The 19,459-nt window shown below is 39.8% G+C and carries 14 protein-coding genes; 6 read left to right on the forward strand and 8 right to left on the reverse strand.

Features of this window, described 5'->3' with window-relative positions; translation table 11 throughout:
- Positions 1–256: 256 nt before the first annotated feature.
- Together P3L37_RS11155 and P3L37_RS11160 are read right to left on the reverse strand one after the other, a co-directional pair.
- Complete coding sequence (locus tag P3L37_RS11155) at positions 257–673, reverse strand: hotdog fold thioesterase (RefSeq protein WP_109911263.1); 417 nt, start codon at positions 671–673, stop codon at positions 257–259.
- Positions 673–3,726, reverse strand: a complete 3,054-nt coding sequence (locus P3L37_RS11160; RefSeq protein ID WP_109911262.1) for an FAD-binding and (Fe-S)-binding domain-containing protein — start codon at positions 3,724–3,726, stop codon at positions 673–675. Before P3L37_RS11160 ends, P3L37_RS11155 begins: the two co-directional genes overlap by 1 nt.
- A 256-nt stretch (positions 3,727–3,982) precedes the next feature.
- On the opposite strand from P3L37_RS11160, the gene ydiK reads away from it, so the two are divergent.
- Complete coding sequence (ydiK, locus tag P3L37_RS11165; protein WP_109911261.1) at positions 3,983–5,098, forward strand: AI-2E family transporter YdiK; 1,116 nt, start codon at positions 3,983–3,985, stop codon at positions 5,096–5,098.
- A 711-nt stretch (positions 5,099–5,809) separates the two neighbouring features.
- Here the strand turns inward: ydiK and ppsA are convergent.
- Complete coding sequence (ppsA, locus tag P3L37_RS11170) at positions 5,810–8,188, reverse strand: phosphoenolpyruvate synthase (protein ID WP_109911260.1); 2,379 nt, start codon at positions 8,186–8,188, stop codon at positions 5,810–5,812.
- A 262-nt stretch (positions 8,189–8,450) separates the two neighbouring features.
- Here ppsA and P3L37_RS11175 point away from each other — a divergent pair, with 262 nt between their 5' ends.
- The 5 genes from P3L37_RS11175 to P3L37_RS11195 all read left to right on the forward strand — a co-directional run bounded on the left by P3L37_RS11175 (position 8,451) and on the right by P3L37_RS11195 (position 15,165).
- Positions 8,451–9,314 (forward strand): pyruvate, water dikinase regulatory protein, encoded by an 864-nt coding sequence (locus tag P3L37_RS11175; RefSeq protein WP_110731880.1) that lies wholly within the window; start codon positions 8,451–8,453, stop codon positions 9,312–9,314.
- 123 nt (positions 9,315–9,437) lie between these two features.
- A complete protein-coding gene (locus tag P3L37_RS11180; RefSeq protein WP_110731879.1) occupies positions 9,438–10,487 on the forward strand; it encodes a 3-deoxy-7-phosphoheptulonate synthase in 1,050 nt (349 codons plus the stop codon).
- 368 nt (positions 10,488–10,855) lie between these two features.
- Positions 10,856–13,030, forward strand: a complete 2,175-nt coding sequence (locus tag P3L37_RS11185) for a TonB-dependent receptor domain-containing protein (RefSeq protein WP_110731878.1) — start codon at positions 10,856–10,858, stop codon at positions 13,028–13,030.
- Between the two features lie 105 nt (positions 13,031–13,135).
- Entirely contained in the window at positions 13,136–14,164 is a 1,029-nt protein-coding gene (locus P3L37_RS11190) for a hemin-degrading factor (RefSeq protein ID WP_272667301.1), read from the forward strand.
- Between the two features lie 629 nt (positions 14,165–14,793).
- Positions 14,794–15,165 (forward strand): helix-turn-helix domain-containing protein, encoded by a 372-nt coding sequence (locus P3L37_RS11195; protein ID WP_004910390.1) that lies wholly within the window; start codon positions 14,794–14,796, stop codon positions 15,163–15,165.
- Positions 15,166–15,401: 236 nt separating this feature from the next.
- On the opposite strand, the gene P3L37_RS11200 is transcribed toward P3L37_RS11195, so the two are convergent.
- The 5 genes from P3L37_RS11200 to arnT form a co-directional block, all read right to left on the reverse strand.
- A complete protein-coding gene (locus P3L37_RS11200) occupies positions 15,402–16,418 on the reverse strand; it encodes a lipoate--protein ligase A (RefSeq protein ID WP_109911255.1) in 1,017 nt (338 codons plus the stop codon).
- Positions 16,419–16,481: 63 nt separating this feature from the next.
- Entirely contained in the window at positions 16,482–16,970 is a 489-nt protein-coding gene (locus P3L37_RS11205; RefSeq protein WP_004910384.1) for a C40 family peptidase, read from the reverse strand.
- Positions 16,971–17,052: 82 nt separating this feature from the next.
- Positions 17,053–17,460 (reverse strand): 4-amino-4-deoxy-L-arabinose-phosphoundecaprenol flippase subunit ArnF, encoded by a 408-nt coding sequence (gene arnF / locus P3L37_RS11210; protein ID WP_117161977.1) that lies wholly within the window; start codon positions 17,458–17,460, stop codon positions 17,053–17,055.
- Complete coding sequence (gene arnE, locus P3L37_RS11215) at positions 17,457–17,804, reverse strand: 4-amino-4-deoxy-L-arabinose-phosphoundecaprenol flippase subunit ArnE (protein WP_004910381.1); 348 nt, start codon at positions 17,802–17,804, stop codon at positions 17,457–17,459. The genes arnF and arnE overlap by 4 nt, the downstream gene beginning before the upstream one ends.
- Positions 17,801–19,459, reverse strand: a complete 1,659-nt coding sequence (gene arnT, locus P3L37_RS11220; RefSeq protein ID WP_109911254.1) for a lipid IV(A) 4-amino-4-deoxy-L-arabinosyltransferase — start codon at positions 19,457–19,459, stop codon at positions 17,801–17,803. The genes arnE and arnT overlap by 4 nt, the downstream gene beginning before the upstream one ends.

The following is a 19,459-nucleotide window of genomic DNA, read 5'->3' on the forward strand; positions in this document are numbered from 1 at the left end:
CAAACAAAATTACAAAAAAACAAGCTTAACCCATTGATAAACAATAAATAAGTAGAGTTGTGTTTTTTATTTAAATTTGTACTAAATAATACACTTAATGACACAAATTAATAAAGGTGCATTTATTATACAACTTAATTAACTTGATAAAAAATGAATTTATAGAAAGAATGGGCATAAAACCATACAAAATAAAGGGTTTTATCGGGTTTTCTGACCTTTCCTTAGCCAAAAAACCCTGCAATTAAAATGGTTATTATTCAAATAATACGGCGGTTGTCAGGCGAGAAGTACAACACAATTTGCCTTGCTCATTGAAAACCTCAATATTCCATACCTGCTGACGGCGCCCTAAATAGATAGGTTTACAAATACCCTTAACAACCCCTGAGCGAGCAGCACGAACATGATTGGCATTGATTTCCAACCCGACCACCTTTTGTTCTCCTTCCGAGCACATATAACCCGCAATTGAACCTAAGGATTCAGCTAATACAACAGAAGCACCGCCATGCAATAACCCAAAAGGCTGTTTGGTGCGATGATCAACAGGCATTATCCCCTCTAAATAATCATCGCCAATTGCCGTGATTTCAATACCGAGATGCCCTAACATGCAGGTTTTTGACATTTCAGCGAGTTGCTGCAAATTAAATTGACGTTTCCAAATCATTAAACTATCTCCAGCAGCGCTTGAATCGGATGTTTTATCGATACATTTTCCATGCGTTTAACTTGGCTACGACAGGAATAACCTGAACTTAAACAACGTTCTTTTGGCAAAGAAGACATCGCCTCCTTCCACGATAAGTTATATATTCCTTTTGAATTTTCAAGATTGGCCACTTCGTGCCCATAAGTCCCAGCCATGCCACAACAGCCAACACTAACATTATTTAATGTTTGCCCAAAGCGTGCAAATAACACCGCCCATTGATTCGCACTATTAGGTAAAGCCGTTGATTCAGTACAATGACCGAAAAAATACCACGGCTGGGTCGATGTGGTTTGCACATTGTGTGGTTCAGGCAATGTCATTAACCATTCATGCGCTAACATCACCGTAAATTGGCAGTGGTCTTTGCCTAAAATTTCATGATATTCATCGCGATAACAAAGTACTAGTGCGGGGTCAACACCGACCATTGGCAACTGCAATCTTGCCACTCGATTTAAAAAATCTGCCGTCTTACGAGCCGTTTTAGCAAACTTCGCTAAAAAGCCTTTGATGTGTTGTGCTTTTCCATTCGGCGAGAACGGTAGCAACACAGGCTTAAGACCTAATTTCTCAATTAAATGGACAAAATCTGCCACCACTTTGGCATCGTAATAACTAGTGAAAGGGTCTTGAACCACCAGCACATGTTTTTCACGTTGTGAATCCGTCATACTTTCAAGTTGTTCAAGCGTGACAGAAACCGCTGCATGACCTGAAAGTTCTTGTTTTAATGTTGGTTGAGAGAACAACGGCAAATCCACCATACCGATAGTATGTTGACTCAGTTTTTGCACCACCGGTTGACGCAAAAAGAAATTAAATACGCCGGGCACTTTGGAAAATAAAGGTGCACTCGCTTCAACATTTGCAACAATATAATCGCGAATAGGACGCAAATAACGCCCATGATACAACGCTAAAAACTTAGCTCTAAATGATGGGACATCAATTTTAATTGGGCATTGCGTTGAGCAGGCTTTACAGGCAAGACATCCTGCCATTGAGGCTTTCACTTCATGAGAGAAGTCATAATCACCTTGTTTAGCGCGCCAAGTGTTACGTGTTTTTTCTATCAGCCCACGCAATGACGGTTGGTCTTGTGTAATGCCCTTTTCAAGGTGTTCTGGTGTAACACCTTGTTCAGCTAATAGCCTTAGCCACTCACGAACAAGTGTCGCACGGCCTTTTGGAGAATGAATTCGTTGACCACTCACCTTCATGGATGGACACATCGGGCTCTTCACATCAAAATTAAAACACAGCCCATTACCATTACACTCCATTGCACCACGGAATTCTTGGCGCATTTGGACTGGTATCTGTCGGTCATACGTTCCTCGTTTGATGCCATCAACCTGCTTCATCGGTGCATCCAACCCCGCAGGTGGGCAAATTTTACCCGGATTTAAGCGGTTATCGGGGTCAAATGCCGCTTTGATATTGCGCAACTCACCGTATAGCTCATCACCAAAAAATTCAGGACTATATTGTGCACGAAAACCTTTCCCATGTTCCCCCCACAACAACCCACCGTATTTAGCAGTTAATGCAACAATTTCATCAGAAATTTGTTTCATCAATACTTCTTGTTGTGGATCGCACATATCCAGCGCTGGACGAACATGTAATACTCCTGCATCCACATGACCAAACATGCCATAATTTAAGTTATGACTGTCTAATAACGCACGGAATTCCACTATATAATCAGCAAGATGCTCAGGAGGAACGCAGGTATCTTCAACAAATGGAATTGGCTTCGCCGCACCTTTACTGTTACCCAACAGCCCCACGGCTTTTTTACGCATGTTATAAATACGCGTAATATCTTCAAGATCATGGCAAGTTTGATAGCCAATCACCCCAGCTTGATTATTCGCCATTAATTCATCTAAGCGTTGGCACAAGCTTTCAGTCAATTGATTGATTTCATCTTCATCATCGCCGCTAAATTCAACGATGTTTAACCCTAACATTTCTTTGTTTGGCACATCCGTAATTAAGGCTTTAACAGAATGCCAAACGATGTCTTCTTTCGCTAGGTTAAGCACTTTTGAATCTACAGTTTCAACTGATAGCGCTTTGGCTTGTACCATAAAGGGGGCATTACGCAGTGCAGACTCAAATGAGTCATATTTCACATTCACTAAACGACGTACTTTAGGAAGTGGCGTAATATCCAATGTTGCTTCAGTGATAAAAGCAAGAGAGCCTTCTGAACCAGTGAGAATGCGAGTAAGGTCAAATTCAGTTAACTCATCATTAAACACATGACGTAAATCATACCCTGTCAGGAAACGATTTAATTTGGGAAATTTTTCTTCAATTAGAGAACGTTGCTCTAAACAGCGCTCTAACACCGTTTTATAAATACGCCCCACTGTAGAATCTTCTGATGCAATCGTTTGGGCGAGTTCGATAGGCATAGCGCGCGTATCTAAGCATTCTCCCCCTAAAACCATGGCTTTAACGCCTAACACGTGATCAGAGGTTTTACCATAGACTAATGAACCTTGGCCTGATGCGTCAGTGTTGATCATTCCACCTAGCGTTGCTCGGTTACTGGTAGATAGCTCCGGTGAAAAGAAATAGCCATAAGGCTTGAGATATTGATTTAATTGGTCCTTGATGACCCCTGCTTCAACCTTAACCCAACCTTGCTCTGGGTTTATTTCTAAAATTCGATTCATATAACGGGACATATCCACAACAATCCCTTCGGTTAAGGATTGCCCATTAGTTCCCGTTCCCCCTCCCCGAGGGGTAAAGCTAAGCTCACGAAATTTCGCTTGCCCCGCAAGCCGAGTGATTATTTGTACATCTGCACTCGAACGCGGAAACACAACCGCTTGGGGTAATAGTTGGTAAATACTATTATCTGTCGCCATGGATAAACGCTCAGCATAGCTGGTGCCGTTATCCCCAGTAAAACCGTGTTCTTGTAGCTCATGCAAGAACTCAATAACTAAATGACTAAGATGAGGAGCTTCTGATATACGCGGGATCATTATTAACGATGACTCTTGTTGTTTAGTGTTCGCATTACTCGTTATGTACTATCTTTATTTTAAGTTGCACAATAGTGTCTGAGGTCTATGATGAGTTATCTTCACAGCCTGTAAAGACAGCACAGCCGCTGATGACATTGTCATCATGAACCATATCACAATATTGTTTTTTTTAACCGTGAAAAATAATTACGTTATTTTCACCTAAAAATTTGCTAGACACGCAGAATTTTCATTTGCAAAGGATCAATCATTAATGGAAAAATCTCAAAAACGCTTGGATCTTCCCAAACTTATTTTCGGCCTATTATCCATCGTTTTAATGATAGCAGCCTGTTTTTGGGTACTTAATCCATTTATTCTTGGCTTTGTATGGGCGGGAATGATGGTAATTGCAACTTGGCCACTATTATTAAGACTCGAAGCTCGCTTATGGCGCAAGCGCTGGTTAGCTGCATTAGTGATGGTTCTTCTTATATTACTATTATTCGTTATCCCATTAGGTATCCTAATTGGCAGTATTATTGAAAATAGTACTCCACTTATTGATTTAGCTAAATCACCATCAAGCCTAACGCTGCCTGATTTAGAATGGCTAAATACTATCCCGATGGTAGGTGAAAAAATTTACTATGCATGGCATAGCTTAGTTGCCAGTGGGGGTAATGCTTTACTTGCCAAAATTCAACCCTACTTTGGCCAAGCCGCAGGTTGGTTTGCCACACAAGCTATTAGTGCAGGAAGATTTGTTTTTCACTTGATGTTAATGCTGCTGTTTAGTGGTTTACTCTATCTTAAAGGCGAATCAGTCATGGTTGGTATCCGCCACTTTGCTGTGCGTCTTGCAGGGATCCGTGGAGATGCAGCTGTCGTATTAGCCGCACAATCTATTCGAGCCGTTGCGTTAGGTGTTGTTGTGACTGCACTCATTCAAGCCATTGTCGGTGGCATTGGCCTCGCTCTTTCTGGTATCGGTTACGCAGCAATCTTGACTGTTCTATTGTTTATTTGCTGTGTGGCTCAATTAGGGCCTTTATTAATCATGATCCCCTCCGTGTTATGGCTATTTTGGACAGGTGATACGACCTGGGGGATCATCTTGGCTATTTGGGCTGCCGTTGTCGCTACTATGGATGGCGTTCTTCGCCCATGGTTAATTAAAATGGGCGCAGACTTACCCATGGTTCTAATCCTTGTTGGTGTTATTGGGGGAATTTTATCATTTGGTATGATTGGTTTGTTTATCGGCCCGGTTGTATTAGCAGTTTCTTACAGCTTATTAAAAGCTTGGATGAACGAAGTCGCTGTTCCGAATGAAGACTTAACAGAAACTGAAAAGTTTCTAGAGGAAGAGTTTTCGATTAAAAAGTAGTATACCTCCAATTAGTCGCAGGTATGTTTAAGCTATACATGCTTGCGAACTTAATAAATCTAGTTCCATTAATATTTAGAAACAATATTTAACATTCTAACGTTAGTATTTAGTCTAATTTATGTTAACATAAATCTATTGAATTAATTCTCTTTAAGTAACAATGAGTAATATTAATATTGAGAGTGTTCTTAATGATTGTATAATATGAATAGTTTAATATTCAATTATTGAATCATATGAATCTAAGAAGCCGCGCCCTTCCCCCTTTAGGCGTTGCTTTATTAACTGAATTGCTGTGTGTAGTCTTTGCCTGTCAGCCCATGATAGGCTTTTTTTTTATCTTTATTTAATATGAATACTATTCATGTCATAATCAGAACATCACTTTATAATTATTGATTAACATCAATTTTTGTCATTATTATCCGTTATAATACTCCTTTGGCGTTATATAATTAATTAACTTACGTTACTCTTATTTAGCATATACTTGCCTGTTAAATTTAATACGCATAATAAGGGTAATTATATTTAGCTTATTGTTTGTTTATGCCTAAAAAGCATTACACAACCACTTATTCAAAACTATTTAATATCAAACTACCTATTATAGAAGTTATCAATTTCTATAATAGGTAGCTTTGATTAAGTAAACACAAAGGCTGAATGCTATTCACATTCAGCCTTGATAATTAAAAAACTAAATAGTTATTGATTTTCAGCTATCGTTAGCCATGTTTGCACAACGGTGTCAGGGTTTAAAGATAAACTATCAATACCTTCATCAACCAACCATTGAGCGAAATCTTGATGGTCGGATGGCCCTTGCCCACAAATGCCTACATATTTATTTTGGCGTTTTGCAGCCTGTATTGCCATGGATAACATCGCTTTCACGGCATCATTTCGTTCATCGAATAATTCAGAAACAACACCCGAGTCCCTATCAAGACCTAATGTTAACTGAGTCATATCATTCGAACCGATAGAGAAACCGTCAAAATGTTCGAGGAATTGATCAGCCAGTAAAGCATTTGATGGGATTTCGCACATCATAATAACTTTTAAGCCATTTTCACCACGTTTCAAATCATGTTTAGCCAATTCTGCAACTACGGCTTCCGCCTGTGCAACCGTGCGAACGAATGGGATCATGATTTCAACATTTGTTAGGCCCATGGTATTACGAACACGTTTAACCGCTTCACATTCCAATGCAAAACAGGCACGGAAGCTATCAGACACATAGCGCCCTGCACCACGGAAACCTAACATTGGGTTTTCTTCTTCAGGTTCATAAATATCCCCACCGACTAAGTTGGCATATTCGTTTGACTTGAAGTCAGATAAACGGACAATAACGCGTTTTGGCCAGAAGGCTGCGGCTAAAGTCGAAATTCCTTCGGTTAATTTACCGACATAAAATTCAATCGGGTCATCATAACCTGCCATCATTTGGCGAATTTCTGCTTGTAGCTCAGGAGATTGCTTATCAAATTCCAGCAACGCTCTTGGGTGAACACCAATCATACGATTGATGATAAATTCAAGCCTAGCTAAGCCCACGCCTTCATTAGGTAAACAAGCAAAATCAAATGCACGGTCAGGGTTACCGACGTTCATCATAATTTTGACATCTAGACTTGGCATATCACTCACTTCAGAGCTGTGAATTTCAAATGCAAGTTTACCTTCATATACAAAGCCTGTATCGCCTTCAGAACAAGAGACAGTCACCTCTTGGCCTTCTTGCAAACGGTCAGTCGCATCACCACAACCGACAACGGCTGGAATACCTAACTCACGAGCGATAATCGCAGCATGGCAGGTGCGTCCACCACGATTGGTAACAATCGCAGCCGCTTTTTTCATGATTGGCTCCCAATCAGGGTCGGTCATATCGGTAACGAGTACATCCCCCGCCTGAATTCTATCCATTTCACTCAAGTTATGAATAACTTTAACCGCCCCTGAGCCAATACGATGACCAATTGCACGCCCTTCAACTAAAACTTGTCCTTGTTGTTTTAATTGGTAACGCTCCATCACTTGTTGATTAGAACGAACGGTTTCTGGCCTTGCTTGAACAATATACAAACGCCCATTATGACCATCTTTTGCCCACTCGATATCCATTGGGCGACCGTAGTGTTTTTCAATCTGTAAAGCTTGACGTGCAAGTTCTTCAACTTCGTGATCAGCCAAAGAGAAACGATTGCGTAGAGCCTCTGGCACATCTTCGATTTGTACTTGTTTACCGTGCTCTTTACTATTGGCATACACCATTTGTAATTTTTTTGAGCCCAGTGTACGACGTACAATCGCAGGGCGGTTGCTGGTTAACGTTGGTTTATGGACATAATACTCGTCAGGGTTCACGGCGCCTTGTACCACCATTTCACCTAAACCATACGCAGAAGTGATAAATACAACTTGGTCGAAACCTGATTCAGTATCAATCGTAAACATGACACCCGACGAGGCTAAATCTGAACGTACCATGCGTTGAACACCCGCAGAAAGTGCTACACCGCGGTGGTCATAACCTTGGTGAACGCGATATGAAATCGCACGGTCATTAAATAATGAAGCAAAAACGTGTTTAATCGCAACTAAGACTGCGTCTATCCCTTGAACGTTAAGGAATGTTTCCTGTTGCCCTGCAAACGAAGCGTCAGGCATATCCTCAGCCGTTGCCGATGAACGGACAGCAAATGAGGCTTCCGCTTCACCTTCTGACAGTTGCGCGAATGCATCACGAATATCTTGTTCCAACTCCTTCGTCAGCGGTGTATCAATCACCCATTGACGGATCTGAGCACCTGCTACAGCCAGTTGGTTCACATCATCAATATCCGTTTCATCTAGCAGGTTATAAATGCGCTGATTTACACCGCTCTGCTCCAGAAAATCATTAAACGCCTGTGCGGTTGTCGCGAAACCGTTAGGTACGGATACTCCCAGATCAGATAAGTTAGTGATCATTTCACCGAGAGAAGCATTTTTGCCCCCAACACGGTCAACATCATTCATCCCTAATTGGTTATACCAAAGTACATTACACGGAGTGAGGCCATTTGTGGACATTGAAAGCGATCCTTTTATAGCAATTTAGTGACAGAGTACAAATCGTAAAAAATCTCGTTGGCGAAAATTCGCCTCGTGAAATAGACTAGCACAGACGCTAAGAGAAGATGGACTGGTGAATCGTTCCATCACTGAAGAAAACTTTTTTGTTCTAAAAATCGTTCAAAAAATGGCTATAGTTCCCCCTATAAACTAATTTTTAAACTTTAAACAAAGATAATATCTCCCAATATCCAGTGATAAATACAATAAGAGACAAATAATGATGACCGAATTAGGAGCAATGAATAATATGGCAAGCCAAGTTCAACGCACTGTTTTTTTTATTTCTGATGGAACAGCGATCACCGCTGAAACTTTGGGGCATGCCGTACTTTCTCAATTTCCGCTGTCATTTATTTCTTATACTCTGCCGTTTGTCACAAGCGAAGCTCGCGCGCAGGAAATTAAACAAAAAATTGATATTATCTTCCAAGAAACGCAATTGCGCCCTTTGGTGTTCTATTCGATTATCTCCCCCGAAGTAAAGCAAATCATCACTCAAAGTGCCGGGTTCTGCCAAGATATCGTTCAGAGCTTAGTCGCCCCGATTCAAAAAGAAGTCGGCCTAGAACCTGAACCCAAACTTAACCGAACCCATGGTTTATCTATGCAGAATATGAATCAATATGATGCACGTATCGCTGCCATTGAATATACACTGGCTCACGACGATGGGATTTCGTTACGAAACCTGGATCAAGCCCAAGTGATACTGATAGGGGTTTCACGTTGTGGCAAAACACCAACAAGTCTCTATTTAGCGATGCAATTTGGTATCCAAGCTGCAAACTACCCATTTACGGCTGACGATATGGATAACTTACAGTTACCAGCCGCATTACGCCCATATACGCATAAATTGTTCGGTTTAACTATTAGCCCTGAACGGTTAGCTGCCATCCGTGAAGAGCGCCGTGAAAATAGCCGCTATGCTTCCATAAGGCAATGTCGTATTGAGATAGCTGAAGTTGAAGCTTTATTTAGACAAAATAAAATCAATTACTTAAATACAACTAACTACTCTGTTGAAGAAATTTCCGCAAAAGTGATTGATACCATGGGCTTACAAAGACGAATCTTTTAATGAATACAAATAAAAAAAATATTCATTCCAGCTAAGTTGGAGGTTGAAATTACGCCACATTCGTTTATTGTGATCTTAATCACTTATAGGGCATACGCCTATTAAAGTTCTTTGAGAAAGAAAATGCACAAAACTGATGAATTACGTACTGCGAGAGTGGATAGCTTAATTACCCCACAAACTCTCGCTGATGAGTTTCCTATTTCCCAAAAAGTCGCTGAAAACGTGACAGCGTCACGCAAACGCATAGAACAAATATTATCCGGTCAAGACCCGCGTTTACTGGTTATTGTTGGCCCTTGTTCGATTCATGACATCGATGCGGCTATTGAATACGCTAAAAAATTAAACGCATTAAGAGAGCATCATCAAGACCGTTTAGAAATCGTCATGCGAACTTACTTTGAGAAACCACGTACTGTCGTGGGTTGGAAAGGGTTAATTTCTGACCCAAACCTTGATAATTCTTGCCAAGTTAATACCGGTATCCGGTTAGCTCGTAAATTATTAATTGAAGTTAACCAATTAGGGTTAGCCACGGCAACCGAATTCCTTGATATGGTCACCGGGCAATATATTGCAGATCTGATTAGTTGGGGAGCAATAGGTGCTCGCACAACAGAAAGCCAAATTCACCGTGAAATGGCATCCGCATTATCTTGTCCTGTTGGTTTCAAAAATGGCACAGACGGTAATATTAATATTGCCATTGATGCAATAAGAGCTGCAAAGGCACAGCATATGTTTTTATCACCAGATAAAAATGGGCAAATGACCATTTACCAAACTAGTGGTAATCCACATGGTCATATCATTATGCGTGGGGGTAAACAACCTAATTACACTGCCGGTGACTTAGCCGCAGCTTGTGACAAACTACGTAAATTTGAATTACCAGAGCATTTAGTGGTCGATTTCAGCCATGGTAATTGCCAAAAAATTCACCGTCGACAACTCGAAGTTGCTCGAGATATCGCTGAACAAATAAAAGATGGTTCTACCGCTATCAGTGGTGTAATGGCAGAAAGCTTCTTGGTTGAAGGCACGCAAAAAGTGGTTTCTGACCAACCTTTGGTTTATGGTCAATCAATTACCGACCCATGCCTTGGCTGGGAAGACACCGAGCAACTTATTGAAATTCTTGCTCAAGCTGTTGAATCACGCTTTAAATAAACCCAATAATTCCAAAATTCTTCTATTACAAGCCCTTTAGTTTCGTTTACTAAAGGGCTTCTTTATATTTAAATCAGAAATAATTATTATTTAAACATAATTAAAACGATATAATACTCTAATTAATTAAATAAAATAGAATTTTAATCCAAAAAAGTCTTGACCCACCCCACACTAACGATAATAATTCTCACTACGAACTAATTTATGCGTTCGGTTTCCTGTAGCCCAGCCCGACTATCCGCTACAACATTACAGTGCTAAATAGTTCTAACAAATAAATACGCTACGCGAACACTTATTGCATGCCACCCAGAGATTTTATCCAGGCAGCCAGCAAATTTTGAAACCAAAGGAAAGGATTTCCTATGCTGTTTAAATCGATGCCTACATCAACTCATCAAGAACATAAAATACCACTCTCCGCTATTGCAGCTACCATTATAATGACAGGGTTTAACAACACAGCCTTAGCTGAAAATTTATTACCCGCAAAAGCAGTGTCAACAACGGATACCCGCGACATTATTCACGTTTCTACCTCACCTTATGACTTAGAAAAAATTGCTGTTGCAGAGAATGTTGAGGTTATTGATGCCCAAGCCCCCGAACAGCAAGCCGCCACATCCGCCCTTGATTTATTAAAAGGCCAACCTGGGGTGTTTGTCTCTGGTTCCAATAGTACTTATGGGCAAAGTATTCAAATGCGGGGCTATGATCCCCGAGGCGTAAAAGTAACCGTTGATAATATCACTCAGGACTTTAATTCAGGCCTATATGATGCAACATTTATTGACCCAACTTTAGTAAAAAAGGTGTATATCCATAAAGGTTCCTCTTCGGTACACCATGGCGGTGGCGCTTTGGCGGGGGTAGTCTCTTTCAAAACATTAAATGCTACTGATATTTTGAAACCCAATCAAAATCTAGGTGGCCGTATTTTCAGCGGTATAGATCACAATGAACATAGTTACTATGCAGGAGGAACACTATTCGGCCGTCTCAACACTCTTGATACATTAATCAGCTACAGTCAACGCAAGAAAAATTTGATTGGCTCACCTGATTTTGCACACATCGATAATCATGAAAATATTCATAATTGGATGCTAAAAACCACATGGACAGCGACTCCCTCTTACCTTTTAGCAATTCAGTTAAAAGATTATCGCAATGAAAGCTTAGGGGTGAAACAACCCAGTAAACCAACAACCAAAGAGCGTTATCCGAATACACCACATGAAAGAAACAGTCGCCAATTTGATGTCGCGATAAGCCAATACTTTACCCCTAAAAATAGCGTTAACTGGCAGGCTGAGTGGGATATTTACTATAGTGATTTATCTCTAGACCAAACTGACACGGTCAAGATCACCACAAAACCCAAAGAGTACGGTACAGAAAGGCGAAATCAATACACCTATGGAACTAAATTCGCCAATAGCTTCACCATTCCAATGTATCGCTGGGCAAATCATCATATCCAAAGTGGAGTTGAGTATTACGCACAACAACAAAAATCAAACCAATATGCGATTAGCTACCCGGCAGCGTCATTAACTAATACTTCAGGTTGGCTAGTCAATGACATGACATTACAACACTTACCTATCACGTTCTCTGCGGGCACTCGTTTTACACGATATCAAACAGATAGCACGCGCATAGCTAAAAATGCTCATACTAATTGGTCGTCACGTTTTGCTGTCAGTGCCACCCCACAACACTGGGTAAATATTTTTTCTTCTTATTCGGAAAGTTACCGCACCCCACGCATGAGCGAGCTGTATAACAATTCAAATCATTTCACGATCCCTTTCATCGGAATGAAATCAGACTTCCGCCCTTCCCCGGAATTACTACCGGAAGTCAATAAAACTATAGAAGCAGGGGTAAAACTCAGTTTCGATGATCTGCTAATAGCGAGGGACTCTCTACATTTTGGTTCAACTTATTTCTATACAAAAGCCAAAGACCACATTGCTCTTGAAGGAGAATACGAAGAAATATTTAACATAAGAAAGTTTAGAACCGAACATTTTCCGAAAGAACTTTATTTTGTAAATATACCTTCTGCCACTATTCGCGGATTTGATAGTTTTATCCATTACAAAACACAATGGTTTGAGCTTAATCTCAGTCACAACCTAACCCAAGGTAATGAAGATGGCTCACATTATTCCCTTTCATCAATACGTCCTGAAACCCTAGTTGCTCGCTTCAATGCTCCCGTACTTGAGACAGGAGTCAATATCGGCTGGATCGGCGAATTTACGGGAAAAACTGCATTTGAAGGTAATGTAAAATACCAGTTATCACACCATAAATCGGATAAAGGCTTAGACCGCTACCACAAAGAGGTTATTCAACAGGCAGGTTATAGCCTGCATGATTTTTATCTCAACTATCAAGCCGACCAATTTATTAAAGGCCTCAGCTCAACACTAACGATGAAGAACGCATTCGATAAACAATATGTTTCTTCAATGGGTGTTCCTCAGGAAGGTCGAAATTTCCACCTTAACGTAAATTACTCATGGTAACGCATTAAAAATCGCATGTTATCAACTGGTTTGGCTAGTATTTAAAATAAAACAAATCAGTTGATGACTTTCTCCCGGCAATCTTAATTTTTCAAGGAAAAATTTGTGAACTCAAACCTCTACAATGATTACCAACAAATTCAAAAATCACATTCTAACTTATGCCCTCACAAAATCGCTGCCTTACTTCAGGTTTCAGAAGCACAACTAGTTCATTGCCGTGTAGGAAATGAGAAAGTCCTTCGATTATCAGGAAAACCGGCAGATATCTTGCAAAATTTAGTCTCTATCGGCCAAGCGAAGGGAATAACACGCAATAACTATGCCATCAGTATTCAAACCGGTGAGTATAGTAACCCGCGGTTTAGTCACCATGGCGGGCTATTTTTAAATCCTAAAGCACTCGATTTACGCATGTTTTTTGCACAATGGGATTCCACTTTTGCTCTTGTTGAAGAAACCTCAACAGGGCTACGCCATAGTATGCAATTTTTTGATAAGCATGGGGACGCATTACATCAGGTTTATGCTACAGATAAAACGGATATGGCTGAGTGGCAGGCTATTGTTGAACGCTATGCTTCGCTGGATAACTTACCTATTGTACCAAAAGAAATTCTCCCACCTTCAACACAAGAAATTAGTCAAGAACTAGCCACTGAGCTAGAACAACAATGGCGAGATATGACTAATGTGCACCAGTTTTTTGGAATTTTACAAAAACATAATTTAAGTCTTCAGCAAGTTTTCCGTGCGGTTAGCCAAGAATTAGCATGGCAAGTTCCTACCACCGCCTTATCTGATCTGCTTTCTCTTGCATACCAAGCACAAAATGAGGTGATGCTTTTTGTCGGAAATCGTGGCTGTGTTCAGATTTTTACTGGCAAAATAAAAGAGTTAACAAAAAATAATTCGCTCAATATTTCTGGTCATAACTTTCAATTGCATTTCATTGAAAATGGTATCTCCGAATGCTGGGTGACTCGAAAACCGACTAAAGATGGGTTTGTAACTAGTTTAGAGGTCTTTGATAAGCAAGGTAATCAACTTATTCAAATGTATGGGCAACGTATAGAAGGTACGCCAGAACAAATAGAATGGAGTAAACAAATTCTTTCTATATCTCGCTTATAATAAAAAGTATTAAAAAATTGTTGGGCTTCTAATGGTAAATTTCCGAATACTTTTTAAGCAAATATTGTGATTAAGTTAGAGATGAAATTTACCATAGAACCCTTTGCTTCATTAATTCACGACAGCGACATAAGCCACTTTTTGATATGGAAAGAGAATAATCCTCCATTAACCGCATAAAGCGTTTTACTTGTAGTTTATATTAGTTATTAACCCTGCAAATATTGTCATTACAGAGATTTCCCACCATGACAATTACCTCGGAATTTCCTGTTTATTGTTATATAAAAACGATTACAAATGGAACAATAATTTTTCAATTATTTACTTGGTTAATAATTTCGAATAGATTGAACAATTTTTTTGAACATAACAAAAAAAACGCCTTCAACTCACCTAGTAAAACAAAAAAATAACATAATTATTTGAATTAAAACAATTTTAAACATACAATAATGAATGTTTAAAATGTTAATTTTATCAATATCTATTGTACTAATAGCTATTCTCATTTAAAAACCGCACGTTTGGCCTATCGATATATCGGAAAAACAGGAAGAATAGACCCTAATTTCGTGAGTTATTATTAGTTATTAATGAACAATAGCCTACTTGAGTAGGAGGTAAATATGTCAGAAAGTGTAGTCAACGATATTGTTAAATGGCTTGAAAGTCAGTTGCAACGCAATGAAGGCATCAAAATCGACACAATTGCCGATAAAAGCGGTTATTCAAAATGGCATTTACAGCGTGTTTTCAAAGAAATGAAAGGTTGCACGCTTGGCGAATACGTCCGTAAACGTCGTTTATTAGAAGCAGCTAAATCATTACGTGAAGGTAACTTACCTATTCTTGACATCGCATTGCAATATGGCTTTAGCTCACAGGCGACATTTACCCGTATCTTTAAAAAGCACTTTGATACAACGCCTGCAAAATTTCGCCAATCAGGTGAATTGCCTGAATGCAAAAATTTTATGACCTGTAGTTGTCATAACTAATTATTTTAGAACATCCCTTCCTATTAGTTATTTGTAATTTTGAAGTCTATGTCTGAGCCGACTATGTCGGCTCAAGGTTGTTGGCAAAGCAAGATAAAAGTGTGATTTTTCTCGCTTTGTGTTATCAGTCGAAAATCAAAAAATTGATTTTCCTCTTTTATTTTCAATAACCTATTAGACCGCAGCTAAACATAAATGTTTATCCGCAGTCTGAGCCGACTATGTCGGCTCTTTTTTTAACTTAATTCATGGGCTAACCAGTTTTCCAAATCAGCCAACTGTTCCTGCAATTGCGGCCATTTCACAACCATCTCTTTGCTCAATGCACGTACTGTTTCTGCCTGATACGCTTTACCTGTCAATTGCTCACTCAGCCACTCTAAAGGGGATGGGTCTAAACTATCCGTAAAAAACTGACAGCGGTTTATCACACCTTTTTCGATATCAAAATGAAACTCAATTCCCCCCCAAGGAAAACGGGTATCTGAATAGTGAGAGAAAGCCGGGGCTTGCCCAAAATTCCATTCCCAACTACTTTGTTTTGCAAAGGTGTCTGTGAAATTTGGCAAATCAGGTAGTTTTTCAGGGGAAATATACTCAGCAGCGACCGTTTCGCCGAAGTAATTAAAAAAGCTTTTAATTATTCCTTCGCAAACAATTTCATGAGAAATATTGGGGACAAGCTCAGATAAATTAGCCACACGAGAACGCACTGACGTAATTCCTTTTGCCTGTAATTTTTTCGGATCTGGATTCAGATAGTTTGCTAAGCGACTTAAATCTGCATTAATCAGCAAGGTTCCGTGGTGAAAACCTCTATCCTTCGTTTCTCGGTATGCAGAACCCGATATTTTTCGCGGACCACTTTCAGTCTCTAAAACTAAATCATTACGGCCAGAGATTTGTGCGTTAATACCGACAAGTGCCAATCCATCGACAATAATTTGTGTAGAAACTGTTTTGTCATATTCCGGTTTTCCTGCCATAAACGTAAAACAAGTATTACCTAAATCATGAAAAACAGCCCCACCACCGCTACTACGCCGTGCTAAACGAACATTATCTTCTTCCATCCTCCGAGTGTTACATTCTTTCCACGGGTTTTGTGCACGCCCTATAACCACCGTATCAGCATTTCGCCAAAGAAACATAACACGTTGGTCGGTTGGCATTTGTCGGAAAATGGTTTCTTCAACCGCAAGGTTAAACCAAGGATCGTAGGATTCAGAGATGAGTAAACGTACTGTTGACATTAGGCTATCCTTAAAACAAAACTTGCCCTTAAGATAGCATAATCACTAAAGAAAATAGCGAATTTAGATACGCCTTGCCTGCCAAAACACTTTTCGCCAATAAACGTTGTCCATTGATGAACGGATCACCCCTTTACTCGTTGATGCATGAATGAATGTATTATCGGTATCGTAAATACCCACATGCAATCCATTCTCTCCTGAACCTGTTTTAAAGAACACCAAATCCCCTGGCATCAAATCTGATTTATCAATCCGTGTGCCTAATTGAGTTTGATCTACCGTTGTACGAGGTAATTGAATGGCAAAGCGATCATTAAATGTGCGATAGACAAAACCGGAACAATCAACACCATTTTGATTCATGCCGCCATAATGATAAGGCGTACCATACCACTGCTCGAGTTGGTCTTTTAATTGCGCTATCGTCATAATTGGATCAGATAACTGTGTTTTTAGCGGCGGTGGTGGCGTTCTTTTAACGGATGTCGATGAACAACCAATTAAAACTAAACACAATAATAGTGGCAGGTGTTGTATTTTAATAACCATAAAGCACCTTATTTATCTATCTGATTACGATAACTTGCTTATATTATAGTGCGTGAAGACTATAATATAAGCAACTAAGAAATTATTCTATTCTATCACTTGATGATTTATTAGGTCGGCTAATTAGCCATACCCCTAATAAAATAAAACAGATACCAATGGCCTTTAACCCTGTAGCAGGTTCATTAAACCAAGGTAAGAAAACTGCTAATAAATAAACGAAAACATAGCTTAAGCTAATAAGCGGATAAGCTTTATTCAATGCTATATATTTTAATGCTAATAGCCAACATAACATCGATAACGCATAACAAACTAACCCTAAAAAAATAATTCCTAAACTAGTAGTATTAGCGAGTAACCAATCCAATTGCAGCCAATGCCAGCCAAGTGCGAATGAGGGTAATTCAACTACCCCTGCTTTTAAGCTCAGTTGAGCGACTGTAACTAATAACGCACTGCCAATCACCCATAAATAACCCTTGTTCATACGCTGATACTCATTAGCAAAATACCAAACATAATGGCAGCAACCCCTAACCAGTGGTTGAGCCCAGTTTGTTCTTTATAAACAAACTGGCCAATTAGCGTAATTAACACAAAATTAATACTTAGCATTGGATACGCGATACTTAGCGGCATGGTTTCCAATAATTTCAACCAAAACAACATGCCAAGCCCTAGCATGAAAACCGCCAGCACCAACCACCGAAGGGCTGATGCTGTTTTATTGGTTTTATTACTCTGCCAATTGACGACGGCTTGCTTTTGAGCCACTTGTCCAATACAGGTCAAAACGCTAACCAGCAATAACAGTAATAGTTGTGCAATCATTGTTGATGATAAACCACAATCGCCATACGTGAATTTTTAATAACTTCATCTGGCTTAGGAATATCTGGCAGACCTTCTTTACGGCCTAATAAAAAGACAACAGTTACCTGCCCTTCTTTACGTGCTTTTGTCAGCCATTGTGCAAACTGGTCCGGTTTTATTAAGCGATGTTGGCTATCTGGATATTCCAACCCATAACTTAACTCTCCACTACTATTGTATAAATAGATATTGGAATTTTGAGTTTCCCAAGCAAGACCGGCTGCGACCCCAACATTACTTGCCATCAGATATTTGCTATTCATCAGTAAATCATGATTTTGATGAATAAAGTTTTGAGGTAATTTAGAATCGATGGTGTTGTTCGGCAGAGCACTGCCAATACACAAACTCACGGCCAAAGAGCACGATGCGGCCCATAACCAATATTTCGCATTTAATACCGTACATAGGTAACCGATAATCGCCCAAATAGAAAAGGCAACGACACCTAACACCATTTTTGACCATTCATCAGGTTCGTATAACGGCTTTTTGATCACTGTGCTCACGACAATTACCGCTATAACCGCAGCGATCCCTAATACAACATTAATAATCCCATTAGCTTTCAATGCTTTCATTTTACCACTACGAACGCAGTCAACCCCATACTTTGCCATAAGCAATGCCAATGGCGCCATAAACGGCAACATATACGTTGGTAACTTACCGCGGGAAATACTGAAAAAGATGACGGGAACAACAAACCAGCACAGTAAGAAAAACATATCAGGACTAGATTTACGTTCTTTCCAACCTTTCATGATAGCACCGGGTAACAGCCCTGCCCATGGAATAGCGCCAAGAATAATAATCGGAATATAATACCAAAACGGTGCGATATGCTGAGCATCATCTGCCGTGAACCGCTTAATGTGCTCAATCCAAAAGAAATAATGCCAATAATCAGGCTCTTGTTTTGCAACCGCCAAAGCCCATGGCAAGCTGATAATAACCGCAGAAATTATTGCAAGCGGCCCATATTTGAGTAGCTCAAGAAACCGCTTTTGATAGATTGTGACAGGCAGCATGACAATCACTGGAATAGCAAGGGCTAAAAAGCCTTTGGTCATAAATGCCATGCCACAAGCTAGCCCAAGACAAAGCCACGCCGCTAATTTGGACTTTACTTCCCTCGATTTCATTGCCCACAAGCAACAAAACATACTTGCCGCTATCCATAAAGACAACATTGGGTCGAGTACACTGTAGGTCCCGATGGAAAACACTAAGAACATCGAGATATAAATGAGGCTTGCAACATAGGCAACGTGGTTATTACGCCACATCATCTTTGCCATACGATAGACAAGTAATGCACTGAGAAGAATACAAAAAACCGAACCAAAGCGAACAGCAAAATTAGTTTCACCAAAGATCATTTGGCTAATATTGTTTATCCAGTAACCTGCCACTGGTTTTTCAAAATAGCGTACATCCAGCATGTAAGGAACAATCCAATCGCCACGCTGTAACATTTCACGGCTAATTTCTGCGTATCGCGTTTCATCTGGTTGCCAAAGTAAACGACTATTCAACGGCAACAAATAGGTTAGGATAAAAAAAAGAGCCAGCAGAGAGGCTCCTACTTTGCTCGCTCGGTTATTCAACAT

The organism is Providencia sp. PROV114, assembly GCF_032704305.1.
In the GTDB taxonomy this organism is placed as follows: domain Bacteria; phylum Pseudomonadota; class Gammaproteobacteria; order Enterobacterales; family Enterobacteriaceae; genus Providencia; species Providencia rettgeri.